Source organism: Streptomyces sp. NPDC048623 (assembly GCF_040650755.1).
Lineage (GTDB): Bacteria > Actinomycetota > Actinomycetes > Streptomycetales > Streptomycetaceae > Streptomyces.
Window position 1 is genome coordinate 315,900 of record NZ_JBEZHV010000008.1, and the last position, 17,294, is coordinate 333,193.

At 72.6% G+C, this 17,294-nt stretch carries 14 protein-coding genes and 1 pseudogene; 10 read left to right on the top strand and 5 right to left on the bottom strand.

Translation table 11 applies throughout. The features are described 5' to 3' along the window. The first annotated feature begins 164 nt into the window (after positions 1–164). Both AB0C73_RS15165 and AB0C73_RS15170 read left to right on the top strand, forming a co-directional pair. Positions 165–905: an ABC transporter ATP-binding protein gene (locus AB0C73_RS15165; RefSeq protein WP_362529320.1), complete on the top strand. Its 741-nt coding sequence runs from the start codon at positions 165–167 to the stop codon at positions 903–905. 2 nt (positions 906–907) lie between these two features. Continuing rightward, positions 908–3,844, top strand: coding sequence for an FtsX-like permease family protein (locus AB0C73_RS15170; RefSeq protein WP_362529322.1), 2,937 nt, complete (start codon positions 908–910; stop codon positions 3,842–3,844). Positions 3,845–3,919: 75 nt separating this feature from the next. Here the strand turns inward: AB0C73_RS15170 and AB0C73_RS15175 are convergent, their stop codons facing one another. Further along, positions 3,920–5,425 carry a long-chain fatty acid--CoA ligase gene (locus AB0C73_RS15175; RefSeq protein WP_362529386.1) on the bottom strand — a complete coding sequence of 502 codons (1,506 nt, stop codon included), beginning with the start codon at positions 5,423–5,425 and terminating at the stop codon, positions 3,920–3,922. A gap of 203 nt (positions 5,426–5,628) precedes the next feature. Here AB0C73_RS15175 and AB0C73_RS15180 point away from each other — a divergent pair, with 203 nt between their 5' ends. From AB0C73_RS15180 to AB0C73_RS15210, 7 genes are all read left to right on the top strand, one after another. After that, the gene (locus AB0C73_RS15180; protein ID WP_362529325.1) at positions 5,629–6,651 is read left to right on the top strand and encodes an AraC family transcriptional regulator; all 1,023 of its coding nucleotides are present in this window, start codon (positions 5,629–5,631) and stop codon (positions 6,649–6,651) included. Between the two features lie 346 nt (positions 6,652–6,997). Then, positions 6,998–8,050 (top strand): 3-keto-5-aminohexanoate cleavage protein, encoded by a 1,053-nt coding sequence (locus tag AB0C73_RS15185; protein WP_362529328.1) that lies wholly within the window; start codon positions 6,998–7,000, stop codon positions 8,048–8,050. A 90-nt stretch (positions 8,051–8,140) separates the two neighbouring features. Next, positions 8,141–9,115 (top strand): quinone oxidoreductase, encoded by a 975-nt coding sequence (locus AB0C73_RS15190; RefSeq protein ID WP_362529330.1) that lies wholly within the window; start codon positions 8,141–8,143, stop codon positions 9,113–9,115. Positions 9,116–9,176: 61 nt separating this feature from the next. Beyond that, positions 9,177–10,094, top strand: a complete 918-nt coding sequence (locus tag AB0C73_RS15195) for a TauD/TfdA family dioxygenase (RefSeq protein ID WP_362529333.1) — start codon at positions 9,177–9,179, stop codon at positions 10,092–10,094. 128 nt (positions 10,095–10,222) lie between these two features. Further along, positions 10,223–11,596 (top strand): MFS transporter, encoded by a 1,374-nt coding sequence (locus tag AB0C73_RS15200; RefSeq protein ID WP_362529336.1) that lies wholly within the window; start codon positions 10,223–10,225, stop codon positions 11,594–11,596. After that, positions 11,593–12,243 carry an alpha/beta hydrolase gene (locus AB0C73_RS15205; protein WP_362529338.1) on the top strand — a complete coding sequence of 217 codons (651 nt, stop codon included), beginning with the start codon at positions 11,593–11,595 and terminating at the stop codon, positions 12,241–12,243. Before AB0C73_RS15200 ends, AB0C73_RS15205 begins: the two co-directional genes overlap by 4 nt. After that, positions 12,240–14,270: an acetoacetate--CoA ligase gene (locus tag AB0C73_RS15210; RefSeq protein WP_362529341.1), complete on the top strand. Its 2,031-nt coding sequence runs from the start codon at positions 12,240–12,242 to the stop codon at positions 14,268–14,270. The genes AB0C73_RS15205 and AB0C73_RS15210 overlap by 4 nt, the downstream gene beginning before the upstream one ends. Before the next feature lie 7 nt (positions 14,271–14,277). Here the strand turns inward: AB0C73_RS15210 and AB0C73_RS15215 are convergent, their stop codons facing one another. From AB0C73_RS15215 to AB0C73_RS15225, 3 genes are read right to left on the bottom strand one after another with little or no spacing between them, the layout of a single operon-like run. Beyond that, positions 14,278–14,964 (bottom strand): winged helix-turn-helix transcriptional regulator, encoded by a 687-nt coding sequence (locus AB0C73_RS15215; protein WP_362529344.1) that lies wholly within the window; start codon positions 14,962–14,964, stop codon positions 14,278–14,280. A 16-nt stretch (positions 14,965–14,980) separates the two neighbouring features. Continuing rightward, positions 14,981–15,673, bottom strand: coding sequence for an alpha/beta hydrolase family protein (locus AB0C73_RS15220; RefSeq protein ID WP_362529346.1), 693 nt, complete (start codon positions 15,671–15,673; stop codon positions 14,981–14,983). Further along, positions 15,670–16,653: an LLM class flavin-dependent oxidoreductase gene (locus AB0C73_RS15225; protein ID WP_362529349.1), complete on the bottom strand. Its 984-nt coding sequence runs from the start codon at positions 16,651–16,653 to the stop codon at positions 15,670–15,672. The genes AB0C73_RS15220 and AB0C73_RS15225 overlap by 4 nt, the downstream gene beginning before the upstream one ends. Before the next feature lie 87 nt (positions 16,654–16,740). On the opposite strand from AB0C73_RS15225, the gene AB0C73_RS15230 reads away from it, so the two are divergent. Further along, positions 16,741–17,169 carry an organic hydroperoxide resistance protein gene (locus AB0C73_RS15230; RefSeq protein WP_362529350.1) on the top strand — a complete coding sequence of 143 codons (429 nt, stop codon included), beginning with the start codon at positions 16,741–16,743 and terminating at the stop codon, positions 17,167–17,169. 31 nt (positions 17,170–17,200) lie between these two features. Here AB0C73_RS15230 and AB0C73_RS15235 read toward each other — a convergent pair. Further along, positions 17,201–17,294: pseudogene (locus AB0C73_RS15235) on the bottom strand (aldehyde dehydrogenase family protein); the annotation flags it as partial.

Here is a 17,294-nt window from a genome sequence, read left to right on the forward strand (position 1 = left end):
GATCTGCCCTGACCTGCCCCTGACGCGCTCTGACATGCACTGACATGCTCTGACGGGCGTGGTCCCCCACGCGGCCGCGGCCCCTCGATGGGGCCGTTCGGCCCTGGCGGACTGCACCGAGTGGACGTAGGCGTGCGCGGGCCTCCCGGCGTCGGATGGAAGGCATGAACGCCGACCGGGAACTTCTCGTCGCCACCGGAGTACGCAAGATCTACCGGACCGGCTCCGTGGCGGTCACGGCCCTCGACGATCTGGATCTGGCCGTCCGGCCGGGCGAGATGGTGGGTGTCATGGGTCCGTCGGGATCCGGCAAGACGACGCTCCTGAACTGCCTGTCGGGCCTGGACGACATCGACGCCGGGCGCGTCGAGATCGAGGGCCGGGACCTCTTCGCGATGTCGGACGCGGTGCGCACGGAGCACCGGGCCCGCACGATGGGCTTCGTCTTCCAGGCGTTCAACCTGATCCCGGTCTTCTCCGCCGTGGAGAACGTCGAGCTGCCGCTGCTGCTCGTCGGGACCCGTCCGCACGAGGCCAGGAGCCGGGCCCTGGCCATGCTCGACCGGGTCGGCCTCGGCCATCGCGTCGGGCACCGGCCGAGCGAGATGTCGGGCGGCGAGCAGCAGCGGGTCACCATCGCCCGCGCCCTGGTCGGCCGGCCCGCCGTCGTGTGGGCCGACGAGCCGACCGGCAACCTCGACACCACGATGGCCGGCCAGGTCATGGACCTGCTGTGCGCGCTGAACCGGGACGAGGGCCAGACGATCGTCCTCGTCACCCATGACAGCGCCATCGGGGCGCGGGTCCCCCGCCTGATCCGGATGCGCGACGGGCGGCTGGTCGGCGACGTCCGGCAGAACGTACCGGGCGGTGCGGAGGCCGCCGCCGATCTCTCCCGGGGCTGATCATGTATCCGAACCTGCTCGTCCCGCTGCTCGGAGCGCTGGCGCTCGCGCTCGGCGCCCTGGTGTGGGTCGCGCTGCGGCAGCCCGTGTCCCGTCGGCTCGCCTTCCGGCAGCTCGCCCGCAGGCGCACCGAGGCGGCGCTTGTCGTCGGCGGTTCGGTGCTCGGTACGGCCATCATCATCGGCGCGCTGGTGGTCGGGGACACGCTGAACTTCTCGGTGCGCCAGGAGGCGTACCGCACCCTGGGGCCCGTCGACGAGCGGGTCATCACCCCTGCCGGACCGGCCGGGCGGGCGGCCGCCGGGCGTCTGGCGGGGCTCGCGGACAGCCCGGACGTCGACGGTGTGCTGCACGCCCAGGCCACGCAGGCGTCGGCGGTCACCCGGGCCGACGGCCGGCCGGTCGCCGAGCCTCGGGTGCTGGCCTGGCAGGTCGACTTCGCGGAGGCGTCGCAGTTCGGCCGGGCCGGTGGCGACCCGGGGCTCGGCGGAGCGAACCCGAAGCCCGGGCATGTCGTCATCAACGAGCCGCTGGCGAGGTCTCTCGATGTGGGCGCGGGCGCGCCGGTCACGCTGTATCTGTTCGGGGCGGAGCACACGTACCGCGTGGAGCGCGTGGTGCCGGAGCAGGGCCTGGCCGGTGTGGGGCTGGGCGGGCGGCAGAACCGTGACGCCTTCCTGCCGCCCGGGTCGCTGGACGCGGCCGCCCGCGCCGCCGGGACGGAGCCGCGCTCGGTGACGTTCGTGTCCAACCGCGGCGGGGTCGAGGGCGGCGACGCGCTGACGGAGCCCGTGTCCGCGGACATCCGCACGGCACTCGGCCCGCTCGCCTCCCAGGCGCAGGTCGACACCCCGAAGCACACGGTGCTGCGGGAGGCCAAGGCGGCCGGGGACTCGCTCGGCGCGCTGTTCCTCATGATCGGCAGTTTCAGCATCATCGCCGGCGCCCTGCTGCTCGTGAACATCTTCGTGATGCTGGGCGAGGAGCGGAAGGCGCAGATGGGCATGGTGCGCGCCGTCGGCATGAAGCGCTCGCGCCTCGTCGGCTCCTTCACCCTGGAGGGCGCGTCCTACGCGCTGCTCTCCGTGCTGCCCGCGGTGGGCATCGGCGTGGCCGTGGGCTGGGGTGTGGCCGTGGTGGCCGCCGAGATCTTCCAGGGCTGGTCGGTCGGCGGCAGCAGTCTGCGGATCGTCTTCGCGGTCACCCCGACCAGCATCCTGAACGGCATGGCCATGGGCCTGCTCATCGCCTTCGCGGCGATCCTCGGCACGAGCACGCGGATCAGCAGGTTCAACATCATCGCCGCCATCCGTGACCTTCCCTCGTCACCCGCGGCCCGCCCGCGCCGCAGGCTGCTCGTCGTGTGCACCGCCCTCTCGGTCCTGTTCGCGGTCGCCGCCGTCCCCGCGATCGCGGGCAGCCAGGCCGAGGCGACGTACCTCATGCCGGCGCTCGCCCTCGCCTTCGCGATTCCGGCGCTGCTCCGTGTGATGCCCCGGCATGCCGCGACCTCGCTGGTCGCGGGCGCCGTGCTCGCCTGGACGCTGATCGCCCCGGTGGTCCGCCCCGCGATCTTCGACACGCCCTCGATGTCCGTGTACGTCATCCAGGGCGCCCTGGCCGCCTTCTCCGCCGTCGTTCTGGTCAGCGAGAACCAGAAGGTCCTGGTGCGCCCGCTGCGCCGGTTCCTGGAACGCCCTTCGGAGTCGGGCCTGGCGGCGCGGCTCGCCGTGGCGTATCCGCTGGCCAAGCGTTTCCGTACGGGCGCCACGCTGGTGATGTACACGCTGATCGTGTTCGTCCTCGTCCTGCTGACCGAGATCTCGGGCATCCTCGGCGCCAGCGTCGACCACGCGGTCGCCGACGCCACCGCCGGGTACTCCCTCCGTCTCGACTACAACCCGCAGGTGGCGGGCGGGCGGCTGCCGGACCTGCTGCGCGGCGGACCGACCGCCGACCGGACGGCCGCCGTCACCCCGCTGCTCAACGCCGCCGGGCGCGCCAGCGACCCCGGCGGGCGCAGTGCCCAGCCTCTGGACACCGCCGTCGTCGGGGTGCCCGACGGGGCGATCACCGGCATCACCTTCCGTGAGCGGCTGACCGGTCTCGACGACGACGCGGCGGTCTGGCAGGCCCTGGCCACCAACCCTCGGTACGTCGTCCTGGACGGCTTCTTCGGCAGCACCGGCGGTCCCTCGGGCGACTACTACGACCCCGGCGACACGCTCACGCTGACGGACCCGCGCACCGGGCGCAGCGAGCAGAAGATCATCGCCGGTGTGCTGGACAACGGCATGGTCTTCTACCCGGGCACGGGGGCGAGTTCCACCGTGTACCCGGTCGTCGCCGGCGAGCAGGCCGTGCGTGAGCAGTTCGGCGGCCAGGCGCAGAACGCGTCCGCGCTCGTCCGTACCCGCCCCGGGGTGTCCGCCGACGCGCTGGCGCCCGAACTCCAGGGCGAGTACCTGTCGTCGAGCCTCGTCGCCACCCCGATCGCCTCCGACGTGCGCCGTCAGTTCGACTCCAGCACCGCGTTCTTCCGCCTCATGGAAGGCTTCCTCGCCCTGGGTCTCGGGGTGGGCATCACCGGTCTCGGTGTCGTGATGGTCCGCTCGGTGCGCGAGCGCCGGCGCACCATCGGCATCCTGCGCGCCCTCGGCTTCCGGGCGCGCACGGTGCAGCGGTCCTTCCTCTGGGAGAGCGCCTTCATCGCCGTCGAGGGGATCGTGCTCGGCTCCCTCCTCGGGGTGCTCACCACCTGGCTGATGTACCAGAACAGCGCCGCCTTCGAGGGGCTCGAAGGAGGGTTCCCGATCGAGTGGGCCAGTGTCGGCGTCCTGGCGGCGGCCACCTTCGCCGCCTCCCTCCTCGTCACCGTCGGTCCGGCCCGCCGCGCGGCCGCGATCCGGCCGGCACTCGCGGTCCGCATCACGGAGTGACGCGGCCGGGTCCGGGGCCGGGCCCGGCCCGGCGGCGGCCCGCGTCAGAAGTCCCGCGTCAGGAGCGGGTCCGCGTCAGGAGTGGCTCTGCGGCACGGTGACGGTGATCTCGCGCTTGAGGATCTTGCCGGTCGGGCCCTTGGGGAGCTCGTCGGCGAGCGTGACGATGCGCGGGTACTTGTAGGCGGCGACGCGCTCCTTGACGTACGCGCGGATCTCCCCGTCCGTCGCCTCGGCACCGCGGCGCAGGACGACGACCGCGGCGACCTCCTCGCCGTGCAGCGGATGGGGCACGCCGACGACCGCGGCCTCGGCGACCGCGGGGTGCTCGTACAACACCTCCTCGATCTCGCGCGGGTACACGTTGTAGCCGCCGCGGATGATCATGTCCTTCTTGCGGTCGACGACGAAGTAGCAGCCCTCCTCGTCGACGCGGGCCAGGTCGCCGGTGTGGAACCAGCCGTCGCGCACGGCGTCCCCGGTCGCGGCCGGGTTGCCGAAGTAGCCCTTCATCACGTTCTCGCCGCGCACGGTGATCTCGCCGACCTCGCCGGGCGCCGGCTCGGAGCCGTCCTCGCCGACCAGCCTCATCTCGACCCCCCGCACGGGTGTGCCGATCGAGCCGGGGCGGCGCGGGCGGTCCGGGTGGTTGAACGCGGCCACCGGTGAGGTCTCCGACAGGCCGTAGCCCTCCAGGACCGTCGCCCCGAAGGCCTTCTCGAAGCCGTGCAGCACCTCGACGGGCAGCGCGGCGCCGCCCGACACCCCGAGGCGCAGCCCGGGGAGGTCGTACTCCTCCCGGCCCTCGGCGTGCAGCAGCGCGGAGTACATGGTGGGCACTCCGAGGAACACGGTGACCCCGTCCCGCCGCATGATCTCCAGGGCGCGCGCCGGGTCGAAGCGCGGCAGCAGGGTCAGCGTGGCCCCGGCGGCGACGGCGGTGTTCAGGGCGCAGGTCTGGCCGAAGGCGTGGAACAGCGGAAGGCCGCCGAACAGGACGTCGTCGCAGGTCAGGAGCAGCAGGGTCTCGGCGGTGGTGGCCGCGTTCGACAGCAGGTTGCGGTGGGTGAGTTCGGCTCCCTTGGGGGTGCCGGTCGTGCCCGAGGTGTAGAGGATGAGCGCCGTGTCGTCGTCCGCCGTGTCGGCGACCTCGGTCGCCGGCTCGACCGAGAGCAGCAGGTCGTGGAACGACTCCGGTCCCGTGACCAGGCAGGTCGTCCCGGTCGCGGCGGCCGCCTCGGAGACCTCGTCCGCGAACATCGGGTGGACGAGTGCCGCCCGCGCCCCGGCGTCGCGCAGCACGTACGCCACCTCGCGGGCCTTCAGGAGCGGGTTCACCGGTACGACCACGGCGCCGGCCCGCAGGATGCCGTAGTACACGACCGGGAAGAGCGGCACGTTGGGCATCGTCATGGTGACCCGGTCGCCCGGTCCGACACCCTTCTCGCGCAGCAGCGTGGCCAGGCGGGCGCTCGCCTCGTCGAGCTGCCGGTAGGTCAGGGTCGTGTCGTCGTGGCGTACGGCGACGTGATCCGCGCGGGTGGCGGCGGAGTGCACCAGCAGGGTGGCGAGGTTGGTCATCTCGGCGGTCTCCCAGAGGTCGGGGCGGGTGGGGCGCGGCGGTGCGCCAGCCCTCCGCGCGTGCGCGCCGGGCCGGCGCGTGCGGCGCGGGTCGCCGTGCGGGCCCGCGTCGACGGGGATGCTATGAATCACGTGGGCGCCCTGCTTGACGTCACGGGACATCGAACTTAACTTCTGGGGACCTTTGTCCCTGGAGCGTGCCCATGAGGCCCCTGGCCCGTACCGCAGCACTGAACGGCTACGTCGAGCTGAGCCGTTCCCTCGGCCTGGATCCGCGCACCCTGATGAAGGGCGTGGGCCTGGACCCCGCCGACCTCGCCGTCCAGGACCGGTGGATCTCCGGCTCGGCGGTGGTCAGGCTCCTGGAGCTGTCGGCCGCGGCCTCGGGGCGCGAGGACTTCGGGCTGCTTCTCGCCGAATTGCGCAGATTCTCCAATCTCGGCCCGATCAGTCTGCTCGTACGCGAGGAACCCGACGTGCGCAGCGCGCTGGGCCTGCTGATCCGCCACCAGCACACCTACAACGAGCTGCTGCACGCGCGGCTCTCCGAGGGCAACGGCGTGGCGACCCTCAAGGTGGACGTCAGGCCGGGCGAGCCGATGCCGACCCGGCAGGGCACGGAGCTGGCCGTGGGCGTGTTCCACCGCGTCCTGCGCGAGTTCCTGGGTCCGCACTGGCGCCCGGCGTCGGTCTGCTTCGCCCACCGCGCCCCGCGCGACACGGCGGGCCACCGGCGCCTGTTCGGGCCGGTCGTGGAGTTCGACCGCGGCTTCAACGGCATCGTCTTCTACGCCGACGACCTGGACGCGCCCAACGCCATGGCGGACGCGCAGATGCGCCAGTACACCCGGCAGTACTTCGAGCCCATCGCGGCCCCCAGGGGCGCCTCCGAGGTGGACCGGGTGCGCGATCTGATCGAGGCGCTGCTGCCGACGGGACGCTGCTCCATCGAGCAGATCGCCCGCAGCCTCGGCGTCGACCGGCGCACCGTGCACCGCCATCTGGCCCGTACCGGCGAGACCTTCTCCTCGCTGCTCAACTCCACCCGTACGGCACTCGCGGAGCAGTTCGTCGCCAACCCCAACCGCTCCCTGACCGAGGTGTCCGAACTGCTCGGTTTCTCCTCCCTGAGCGCGTTCTCCCGCTGGTTCCACGAGCAGTTCGGCAGCGGCCCGCGCGAGTGGCGCAAGGCCCGCGGCGGCGCGGGGGCGACCGGCCGGGACTGAACCCGGGCCGGCCGGTCCTCGGTCCCAGCCGTGCGGGGGCCCGCCGGTCCTTGGTCCCGCCGGTCCTTGGTCCCGTCGTGCCGGGGCCGGTCCGTCCCGTACGCCGGGACGTACGGCCCTGGACGTGTCCCCGATGGTCAAGTGACGTGTCCCGCCAGGCCAAACGGCCGCGCGTGCCCAGCCCTACGGTGACACCACCGCACCGGCGGCCGGTCCCCGGAGGGCGCGGCCGGTCACTCCCCCGGCGGTGCGCGCCCTCCGGTTCCGCCGCCGTCCCCAGGTCCGGCCGCCGTACGCGCCACCTGCCCCCGGACACGCGATCACTTTCACCACAAGGAGAAGCACCGTGCATTTCCACGACGACTCGCTCCACCCCGAGAACCAGGAAAAGCTCGTCATCCAGGCGGCGCCCTACGGCCCGGAATGGCTGCCGGAGGACTCCGACGACATCCCGGTGACCATGGACGAGCAGGTGCAGAAGGCGGTCGACTGCTACAACGCCGGCGCCACCGCGCTCCACATCCACGTGCGCGAGCTGGACGGCCACGGGTCCAAGCGCCTGTCGATGTTCAACGAGCTGGTGGGCCGGCTGCGCGAGGCCGTGCCGGACATGGTCCTGCAGATCGGCGGCTCGATCTCCTTCGCCCCGGAGGAGGAGGGTGCCGATGCCAAGTGGCTCGGCTACGACACCCGCCACATGCTGGCCGAGATCACGCCCCGGCCGGACCAGGTCACGATCGCGATCAACACCAGCCAGATGAACATCGTCGACATCCTCACGGACGACGACATCGAGGGCACCTCGATCGCCAAGCCGGCGTACTACCAGGCCTACCGCGACATGTACCTGGAGGCGGGCCCGGAGTTCTACCTGGAGCACCTCAAGCGCCTCCAGACCAACGGCATCCAGGCGCACTTCCAGCTCGCGCACCTCGCGCAGCTGGAGACGGTCGAGCGGCTGATCCGCAAGGGCATCTACACCGGCCCGCTGACGCTCAACTACGTCGCCATCGGCGGCGGCTTCGCCGGCCGCCACCCCGCCGACCTGATCGAGTTCATCCGCCGCGTCCCCGACGGCGCCACGCTCACCGTCGAGAGCTCCTTCCGCGCGGTGGCGCCGATGAACGCCATCGCCATCGCGCTGGGCGCGCACGTGCGGGTCGGCAACGAGGACAACCTGTGGGGCCGCAAGGGCGAGCGGATGACCACCGTCGAGCAGATCGAGCAGATGGTCAAGATCGCCGACGCGCTCCACCGCGACATCGCCACCGGCCCCGAGGCCAAGAAGATCTACAAGCTCGGCGAGTACTACGACTCCGCCGACGAGACCCTCGCCCGCCTCGGCATGGTGCCCAACCGCCGCCCGGGTCAGCGCGGCTTCATGCTGCGCGAGGTCTAGGACCGGAAGGCCTCCGGGCCTCCGAGCCTCCGGGCGCCTCCGCCCGAACCCCACCCGTACCGCATCCGCTCACGTCCTTCGGAGTTCCCTGTGGCACACGCCGTCCGCTTCCACGAAACCGGTGGCCCCGACGTCCTGAAGTGGGAGGAGGTCACCGTCGGCGACCCCGGCCCGGGCGAGGTACGCATCCGGCACGAGGCCGTCGGCCTCAACTTCGCCGACACGTACTTCCGCACCGGCCTCTATCCGGCCCGCCTGCCCGACGGCATCGGCGTCGAGGCGGCCGGCGTGGTGGAGGCGGTCGGCGAGGGCGTCACCGAGGTCACCGAGGGCGACCGGGTGACGTACACCGGAAGTCCGCTCGGCGCGTACAGCACCGAGCGGGTCATGCCCGCCTCGCACCTGATCGGGCTGCCCCCCGAGATCAGCTGCGAGACGGCGGCCGCGATGACCATGCGCGGTCTGACGGCGGCCTATCTGCTGCGCAGGATCCACCCGCTGAAGGCCGGCGACACCGTGCTGCTGCACGCGGCGGCCGGAGGTGTGGGCCTGATCTTCTCGCAGTGGGCCGCGCTGCTCGGCATCCGTGTGATCGGTACGGTCTCCAGCGAGGAGAAGGCGGAGATCGCCCGTGCCCACGGCTGCGAGGAGATCGTCTACTACCGGCGGGAGAACGTGGCCGAGCGGGTCCGTGAACTCACCGGCGGCGCGGGGGTCCCGGTGGTCTTCGACAGCGTCGGCAAGGACACCTTCGCGGGGTCCCTCGCCTCGCTGGCCCGGCGCGGACTCCTCGTCTGCTTCGGCACCGCCTCCGGCCCCGTACCGCCCATCGACGCCATGCAACTCGCCCTGCACGGCTCGGTGTTCGTCACCCGTCCCGCCCTGGCCGACTACATCGCCGACCCGGCCGAGCGCGCGGCCCTCGCGGGCGAGCTGTTCGGCCATGTCGCCGCCGGCCGCATCACGATCGAGACCAACCAGCGCTACGCGCTGAAGGACGCCGTCCAGGCGCACCGCGACCTGGAGGCCGGGAAGACCACCGGGTCGTCCGTCCTCATCCCGTGAGCACGGTGAGCACCCCTCGTACGACCTGTCACCCCGCCGTCCCACCAAGGGAGTGAGCACCATGTCCGACACCCTCTCGTCCACACGGTGGACCCCTGCCCTGATCCGGCGCGACACACCGCGCGTCTCCTTCGAGGTCGAGCCGCTGACCTGCACCATCGGTGCGGAGCTGCACGGTGTGAACCTCGCCGACGCGATCCACGACGACGACCTGTTCGCCGAGATCAAGAACCTCCTCCTCGAACACAAGGTCCTCTTCCTGCGCGACCAGGAGTTCTCCCGCGCCGAGCACGTCGCCTTCGCCCAGCGCTTCGGCCCGCTGATGGACCATCCCGTCGCCGGCAGCGACCCGGAGGCCCCGGGCCTGGTCCGTATCTACAAGGACCTGGACAGCAAGCCGGAGCACTACGAGAACGCCCTGCACACCGACGGCACCTGGCGCGAGCGCCCGGGCATGGGTGCCGTGCTGCGCTGTGTCGAGTGTCCGCCGGTGGGCGGCGACACGATGTGGATCAACATGGCCGAGGCCTACCGGCGGCTGCCGGAGCACATCAAGACGCGGATCGAGGGGCTGCGCGCCAAGCACAGCATCGAGGCCACCTTCGGCGCGGCCATGCCGATCGAGCAGCGCCACGCGCTCAAGGACCGGTATCCCGACGCGGAGCACCCGGTGGTGCGCACCCACCCGGAGACCGGCGAGAAGATCCTCTTCGTCAACAGCTTCACCACGCACCTCGTCAACTACCACACCCCCGAGAACGTGCGCTTCGGGCAGGACTACGCCCCGGGCGCGAGCCACCTCCTGAACTACCTGCTCAGCCAGGCGGCGGTCCCGGAGTACCAGGTGCGCTGGCGCTGGCGGCCCAACTCGGTCGCCATCTGGGACAACCGCTCCACCCAGCACTACGCCGTACAGGACTACTGGCCCGCCGTCCGCAAGATGGAGCGCGCCGAGATCGTGGGCGACAGACCCGTCTGAGCCGCCCCCATCTCCACGGTTTTCCACGGGGGATTTCCGACCTTTTCCGAGCAGTCGAGGTGATGACAATGGAGTTTCACAGCACTGCGCAGTCCACGGCCCCGGCGGAGCCCGCATCCGCCTGGCCCGTGTCCAAAGGTTATGCCTGGACGGTCTTCGCGCTGAGCTTCGGCCTGCTGCTGTCCGACTACATGTCCCGGCAGGTCCTCAACGCCGTCTTTCCTCTCCTGAAGGCCGAATGGGTGCTGTCCGACGCGAAGTTGGGCTCGCTCAGCGGCATCGTGGCCCTGATGGTCGGCGTGCTCACCCTCCCCATGTCGCTGATGGCCGACCGCTGGGGCAGGATCCGCAGCCTGCTGATCGCCGCCACGATGTGGAGCCTGGCCACCCTGGGGTGCGCCGTGTCGGCGAGCTACGGCCAGATGTTCGTGGGCCGGCTGTTCGTCGGCATCGGTGAGGCCGCCTACGGCAGCGTGGGCATCGCCGTGGTCCTCAGCATCTTCCCGGTCGCCCTGCGCGCCACCCTCTCCGGCGCGTTCATCGCGGGCGGCGCCTTCGGCTCCGTCCTCGGTGTGGCCATCGGCGGTGCGGTGGCCGAAGCGGCGGGCTGGCGCTGGGCGTTCGCCGTGATGGGCATCTTCGGACTCGTCCTCGCCGTGGTGTACGGCCTGGTCGTCAAGGAGAGGAAGCTGGCGCCCGGCGGCGGTACGGCCGAGGGGACGGACGCCGAGGGCACGGCCCGCCGAACGGCCAAGGAGCCGCTGCGCGGCCATCTGCCCCGCCTGTTCTCCTCCGTCTCGGTGGTCAGCGCCTACATCGGCAGCGGACTGCAGCTCTTCATCGCGGGCGCGCTCCTGGCCTGGCTGCCGAGCTTCTTCGACCGCTACTACGACATGACGCCCGCCAAGGCGGGCGGTGTCGCCGGCCTCTACGCGATGATCATCGGCGTCGGCATGATCGTCGGCGGCATGGCCTCCGACCGCATCAGCGCCGGCGCCCCGATCCGCAAGTGGGCCGTCGCCGTGACGTGCAGCCTCGGTTCGCTCGCCCTGCTGAGCCTTGCCTTCCGGCTTCCCACCGGTGGGCTCCAGCTGGCGGTCCTCGCGGTCGGCGCCCTGCTGTCGGCGGGGACGGCGGGACCCGCTGCCGCCATGGTGGCGAACCTGACCCCGGCCGCCGTCGCCGCCACCGCCTTCGCCACCCTCACCCTGGCCAACAGCCTGCTCGGACTGGCCCCCGGCCCCGCCCTCACCGGCGCGCTCGCCGACCGGCTCGGCCTGCTCGGCGCCCTGCGTGTCGTACCGCTGACCGCCGTCCTAGCCACGGTGGCCTTCCTGATCGGCCGCCGCTGGTACGAGCGCGACCTGGTCCGCCTGGGCTGCGTCGCCGCACCGGCCGAGCCCGCGGAGGCCGCCGCACCGGCCGAACCCGCAGAGCCCGGCGAGTCCGCAGAGCCCACCGAGCCCACCGAGCCCAAGACAACGTCGGAGGTCTCCTCGTGAACCCCACCGCCCCGGACCCCACGGCCGCGGAACTCGCAGCCGCGGAACCCACCGTGGTGATCGTCCCCGGCCTGCGCGACCATGTCGCCGGGCACTGGCAGACCCTGCTCGCCGCGCGTCTCACCGAGGCCGGACGCACCGTGCGCACCCTGTCCCCCGTCCAGGAGAACCGGCTCAGCCTCGACGCCCAGGTCGCCAACCTGGCCGAGACGCTCGCGTCCGTGGACGGTCCGGTCCTCCTCGTCGCCCACAGCGCCGGCGTCCTCACCACCGTGCACTGGGCCGCGCGGCACACCGCCGACGTGCGCGGCGCGCTCCTCGCCACGCCCCCGGACTTCGACACCCCGCTCCCCGAGGGCTACCCCACCCAGGACGAACTCGACGCCCACGCCTGGACCCCCGTCCCCACCCGTCGCCTGCCCTTCCCCAGCATCGTCGTGGCCAGCGCGAACGACCCCCTCGCCACACTGGACGCGGTCGCGGACCTGGCCCGCCGCTGGGGCAGCGCCCTCCTCGATGTGGGCGAGGTCGGCCACCTCAACCCGGCCTCCGGATACGGCCCATGGCCCCTGGCCGAGGAGATCCTGTGCACCCTGGACTCGCCCCGCACCCTGCTCCCCGCCGTCCCCACAGGGCGGCGCGGGTGAGCCGGGACGCACGGGCGAGCCAGGACCCCGACCTGCTGTGGACCCCCGGCCCCCGTGAGCTGGAGGACTCCAATGTCGCGCTGTTCATGGCGTGGCTGGAGGAGGACCGGGGGCTCCGCTTCGCCGACTACGCCGAGCTGTGGCGGTGGAGCTCCACCGACCTGCCGGCCTTCTGGTCGGCGGTGTGGGAGTACTACGGCCTCGACGCCGTCACGACGTACGACGAGGTCCTGGCCGACGCCACGATGCCGGGGGCCCGCTGGTTCCCCGGCGCGCGGCTGAACTTCGCCGAGCGGTGCCTCGCCCAGGCCACCGGCGAACGGCCGGCCCTGGTGAGCGTGGACGAGGGCGGCGAGCCCGTCGAGATGTCCTGGGCCCGGCTGCGCGACCAGGTCGCCGATGTGGCGGCCGCGCTGCGCCGGATGGGCGTCGGGCCCGGCGACTGCGTCGCCGGGTACCTCACCAACCTGCCCCAGGCGGTGGTCGCCCTGCTGGCCACCGCCGCGGTCGGGGCCGTGTGGACGGTCTGCGCACCGGACTTCGGGACGCCCAGCGTCCTTGCCCGGCTGGCCCAGGCGAAGCCGACGGTCCTGGTGGCCGCGGACGGCTATCGTCACGGCGGCAAGGAGTACGACAAGCGCGACACGGTCGGCGAACTCGTGGACGGGCTGCCGACGGTACGTCACCTCCTCACCGTCGACCACCTCCGCGCCGCGGACCCCGGCGCCTGGCCCGTACGGGCGGACGTCGAGGTGCACTCCTGGTCCGGACTGCCTCCCGCCGACGGGCCCCTGACCTTCGCTGACGTGCCCTTCGACCATCCCCTGTGGATCCTCTGGTCGTCCGGAACCACCGGTGTGCCCAAGGGCATCGTGCAGGGGCACGGCGGCATCGTCGTGGAGCTGCTCAAGGCGCTGGGGCTCGGCGTCGACCTGCGCCCCGACGACCGGTATCTGTTCGTCACGTCCACGAGCTGGATGGTGTGGAACTTCCTGGTCGGCGGGCTGCTGCACGGCGCCACGCTGATCCTCCACGACGGCAGCCCCGCCTGGCCCGACGCCGCCGGCGCCTGGCGGGTCGCCGAGCGGACCGGGGCGACCGTGGTCGGCGTGGGCGCGGCCTATCTGACGGCCGTGGAGAAGTCGGGCCTGCGCCCGGCCGCCGACCTCGGCCTCGGTGCCGTCCGCTCGGTCCTGCAGACCGGCTCGTCGCTGGCACCGAGCACCTGGCGCTGGGTCCACGAGCACCTCGTCCCCGGCGCGCAGCTGCAGTCGATCTGCGGCGGCACCGACATCTGCTCGGTGCTCGCGGGCGCCTCCCCGCTCCTGCCCGTGCGCGTGGGCCGCATCCCGGGGCCCGCGCTCGGCGTGGCCCTGGCGGCCTGGGACGAGGCGGGCAGCCCCCTGACGGGCGAGCAGGGAGAACTGGTCGTGACCGCCCCGCTCCCTTCCATGCCGCTGCGCTTCGTCGCCGACCCCGACGGCACCCGCTACCGGGACAGCTACTTCGCCACGTATCCCGGCGTCTGGCGGCACGGCGACTGGGCCACCGTGGACGAGGACCTGTCGGTCGTCGTGTCCGGCCGTTCCGACGCCACGCTCAACCGCATGGGCGTGCGGATGGGATCCGCCGACCTCTACGCCGTGGTGGAGCAGCTGCCCGGCATCGCGGACAGTCTCGTCGTGGGCGTCGAGGAGGACGACGGCGGCTACTTCATGCCGCTGTTCGTGGTGGCCGACGACGGCGGCCACGAGGGCGACGCCGAGCACCACGACGACGCTCTGCGCGAGCGGATCGCCGGCGCGATCCGGCGGCAGCTGTCCCCACGCCACGTGCCGGACACGATCGTCAGGGTGCCCGCCCTGCCGCGCACCCTGACCGGAAAGCGCCTGGAGGTGCCCGTGAAACGCATCCTGCAGGGCGCGCACCCGGCCGACGTCTGCGGCCCGGGCGCCGTCTCCCACGCCGACATGCTCCCGTGGTTCGCGGACTTCGCCGCACGCAGGCACGCCGGAGTGGTCCGGTAGCGGCCGCTCAGGGCGCGGCCGTGTCCGGCTTCCGGTCCCGGCGGTGGGGCAGCCGGAACAGACCCCGCAGCCGGGTCAAGGCCTCGGCGTCGCCGGAGACCGAGGCGGCGCCGGTCTCGATCGCCTCCGCGAGGGTGAGGTCCTGGCCGGTCAGCCGGAGGAAGTCGTCCTGGCCGATGGTGAGGACCGCGTCGGGGTGCTGGGCCGGTCCGTGCAGCGTCTCGATGGTCCCTTCGTCGACCCGGGCGTGGAAGAACTCGTCGCCGACGCGGAACTCGTACACCGCGCGCAGTCCGGCGGCGGCGTCCGGGTCGAAGCAGGCCCGCAGGCCGAGCACCGCCCAGCCGGGGTGGAAGGTCTCGGTCTCGCGGCGCTCGTCCATCGCCCACTTCAGGCCCCAGCGGGCGAGGGCCAGGACGGCGGGGCCGAGCTCCTCGCCCGCCTCGGTCAGGGCGTACGCCGGCGTCCGGGCGGGCGGCGGGAGGGTGATCTTGTGGGCGAGCCCCTCGGCCTCCAGGTGCTTCAGGCGGGCCGAGAGGAGGCCGGTGCCGAGGCCGCGCAGACCGGCCTGGAGGTCGCCGAATCGCTTGGGGCCGGTCAGCAGTTCACGGATCAGCAGCAGCGTCCAGCGCTCGCCGACGAGGTCGAGGGTGCGCGCGGTCGCGCAGTACTGGTTGTAGGTCCGCTGTTCCACTTCTTCATTCTAGGCTTCACGCTTCCCCTTCCTGAAGCTCCTCACCGACTTCCAGGAGCATCCGGGCGAGCGGATCGGGCCGTACGAGCATCACGTCGTGCGGGCCGTCCAGCGCCCGGGTCCGGTACCCGAGGTCCCGGCCGAACCGGTCGAACGGGTAGGTCCGCGGCCGGCAGTGGACGGCCGTGCCGGGAACGCGGTCGACGGCGCCGCTCAGGCGGGTGGGTTCGGTGAACGTCCGCAGCGGCTGGGGAACCAGACGGGCCGCCAGCCGGTCCGCCGCCGCGGCGTCCGTGATGCCGAAGGCGGCCGGGGGCGGCGCCGGGATCCGCCGGCCGTCCCCGCGGGTGCGTGCCGCCGACTCGACCGCGCTCACGAAGGCCTCGGGGGCCAGGTCCACCAGGGCGGCGCCGTCGGGCCCGGCCCAGCCGTCCACCAGGACGATGTGCCCGACGGCGTGGGGCCGCGCGTCGGCCGCCTCCCGTACGACGAGCCCGGCGTAACTGTGCCCGACCAGGACCACCTCCTCACCGACGGCGGCGTCGAGGGCGGCGACGACCGCCCCGGCGTCGTCGTGCAGGCCGCGGTCCCCGGGTCCGTTCAGGTCGGGGGTGAGGGTGCGCGCCCCGGCGGCGTGCAGCAGCGGTACGACCCGGTCCCAGGCCCAGGGGCCGTGCCAGGCGCCGTGGACGAGAACGAAGGTGGTCATCGGCGTTCCTCCGTACGCAGCAGGGGCAGCACCCGGTCGGCGAACTCCTCCAGGCCTGCGGGGTGGTCGTCGGTCGCCAGGCGGACGACCAGATGGCGGGCGCCGGCCGCGGCGTAGGAGGCCAGCCAGTCGGCGGCCTGCCGGGCGGGCCCGGCGAACAGGGCCTGGACCGGGGCGACAAGGTCGAGCGGCACGCCGTAGTAGCGCTCGATGCTCGTCCGCAGGCGTCGCCGCGCCCGCTCCGGGTCCTCGTCGAGGCACAGCGTCGCGTAGAGGGCCGGAGTCACCGGGCGAGGAGCCGCCGACCGCTCGATGAACTCCCGCTCCCGTGCGTACGTCGTCACCTCGGGCGGATAGGGCAGCCAGCCGTCGGCGAGCCGGGCCACCCGCCGCAGCGCGGGCCCGCCGCCCCCGGCCAGCCAGACCGGCGGCCCTCCCGGACGTGCCGGTGCGGGCTCCAGGCGTACGTCCCTGAAGGCGATGTGTTCGCCGTCGTGGGACACCGTCTCGCCGGTCCAGAGCCGCCGCATCACCTGCACGGTCTCCTCCAGGCGGCTGACGCGCCGGTCGAAGTTGACGCCGAGCGTCTCGAACTGGGCCCGGGTGCCGGCGTTCGGGAACCCGCCGCCCATGCCGGCGATCAGACGTCCCTCCGACAGCCGGTCCAGGGTGGCGAGTTGGTGCGCGAGGAGGATCGGATGGCGCAGCGCCGGCAGCAGCACCGCCGTGCCGAGCGCGACCCGTTCGGTGGCCTCGGCCACCGCGGCGAGCAGCAGCAGCGGGTCGGCCCGCGGCCTGGTCAGGGGGCTGTCACCGGCCCACACCGAGTCGAGCCCCAACCGTTCGGCCCGCCGGGCCTGAGCGACCAGAGACGCCAACTCACCTGATCCCGAAGCCACTTGATCCCGCGTCGGCAGTAAGTAGCCGATGTCCATCTCTCTCTCCCTTCCGTCGGCCGGTACTTCCAGACCGTAGCCCATTGACTTCCTGTTTTTGAAGTGTCAAGTTCGAAGACAAGAAGTTCAGTAGCCAGAAGACCGGACGCACGTCACCAAGGGAGTTCCGACATGACCAAGGCCCTGTACACCGCGCACGCACACGTCACCGGCGGCAGGAACGGCAGCGGACGCACGGCCGACGGGCGGCTGGAGCTGGGGCTGCGGCAGCCCGAGGAGCTGGGCGGGGACGGCGAGGGCACCAACCCGGAGCAGCTGTTCGCGATCGGGTACGGCGCCTGCTTCGGCACGACGCTCGACCTCGTGGCGCGGCGTGGCGGGCTCACCGCGGACGACGCGGAGATCGACGCGTCGGTCTCGCTCCTCCCGGCCGACGGCGGCCGCTTCCGGCTCGGCGTCGAGCTGCGCGTCACGCTGCCCTCGGTGACCGACGAGCAGGCCGCCACGCTGGTCAGGACGGCTCACCAGGTGTGCCCGTACTCCCACGCCACCCGCGACAACATCGACGTGGCCCTGACGGTCAACGGGACACGGCTCTGACCCGGAGATCCCGCTCACCGCACTCGGCGCCCGCGTTGCCGAGGGCGAGGGCGGGGGCCACGGACTTGATGGAGAGCAGGAAGGGGAAGTTGAAGGGCGAGATGACGCCGATGACGCCGACCGGG

What these genes read in the sequence shown, in the direction of transcription:
- AB0C73_RS15165 (WP_362529320.1), top strand. Translation starts at nt 165, where the DNA reads ATGAACGCCGACCGGGAACTTCTCGTCGCCACCGGAGTACGCAAGATC.
- AB0C73_RS15170 (WP_362529322.1), top strand. Translation starts at nt 908, where the DNA reads ATGTATCCGAACCTGCTCGTCCCGCTGCTCGGAGCGCTGGCGCTCGCG.
- AB0C73_RS15175 (WP_362529386.1), bottom strand. Translation starts at nt 5,425, where the DNA reads ATGACCAACCTCGCCACCCTGCTGGTGCACTCCGCCGCCACCCGCGCG.
- AB0C73_RS15180 (WP_362529325.1), top strand. Translation starts at nt 5,629, where the DNA reads ATGAGGCCCCTGGCCCGTACCGCAGCACTGAACGGCTACGTCGAGCTG.
- AB0C73_RS15195 (WP_362529333.1), top strand. Translation starts at nt 9,177, where the DNA reads ATGTCCGACACCCTCTCGTCCACACGGTGGACCCCTGCCCTGATCCGG.
- AB0C73_RS15220 (WP_362529346.1), bottom strand. Translation starts at nt 15,673, where the DNA reads ATGACCACCTTCGTTCTCGTCCACGGCGCCTGGCACGGCCCCTGGGCC.
- AB0C73_RS15225 (WP_362529349.1), bottom strand. Translation starts at nt 16,653, where the DNA reads ATGGGCTACGGTCTGGAAGTACCGGCCGACGGAAGGGAGAGAGAGATG.
- AB0C73_RS15230 (WP_362529350.1), top strand. Translation starts at nt 16,741, where the DNA reads ATGACCAAGGCCCTGTACACCGCGCACGCACACGTCACCGGCGGCAGG.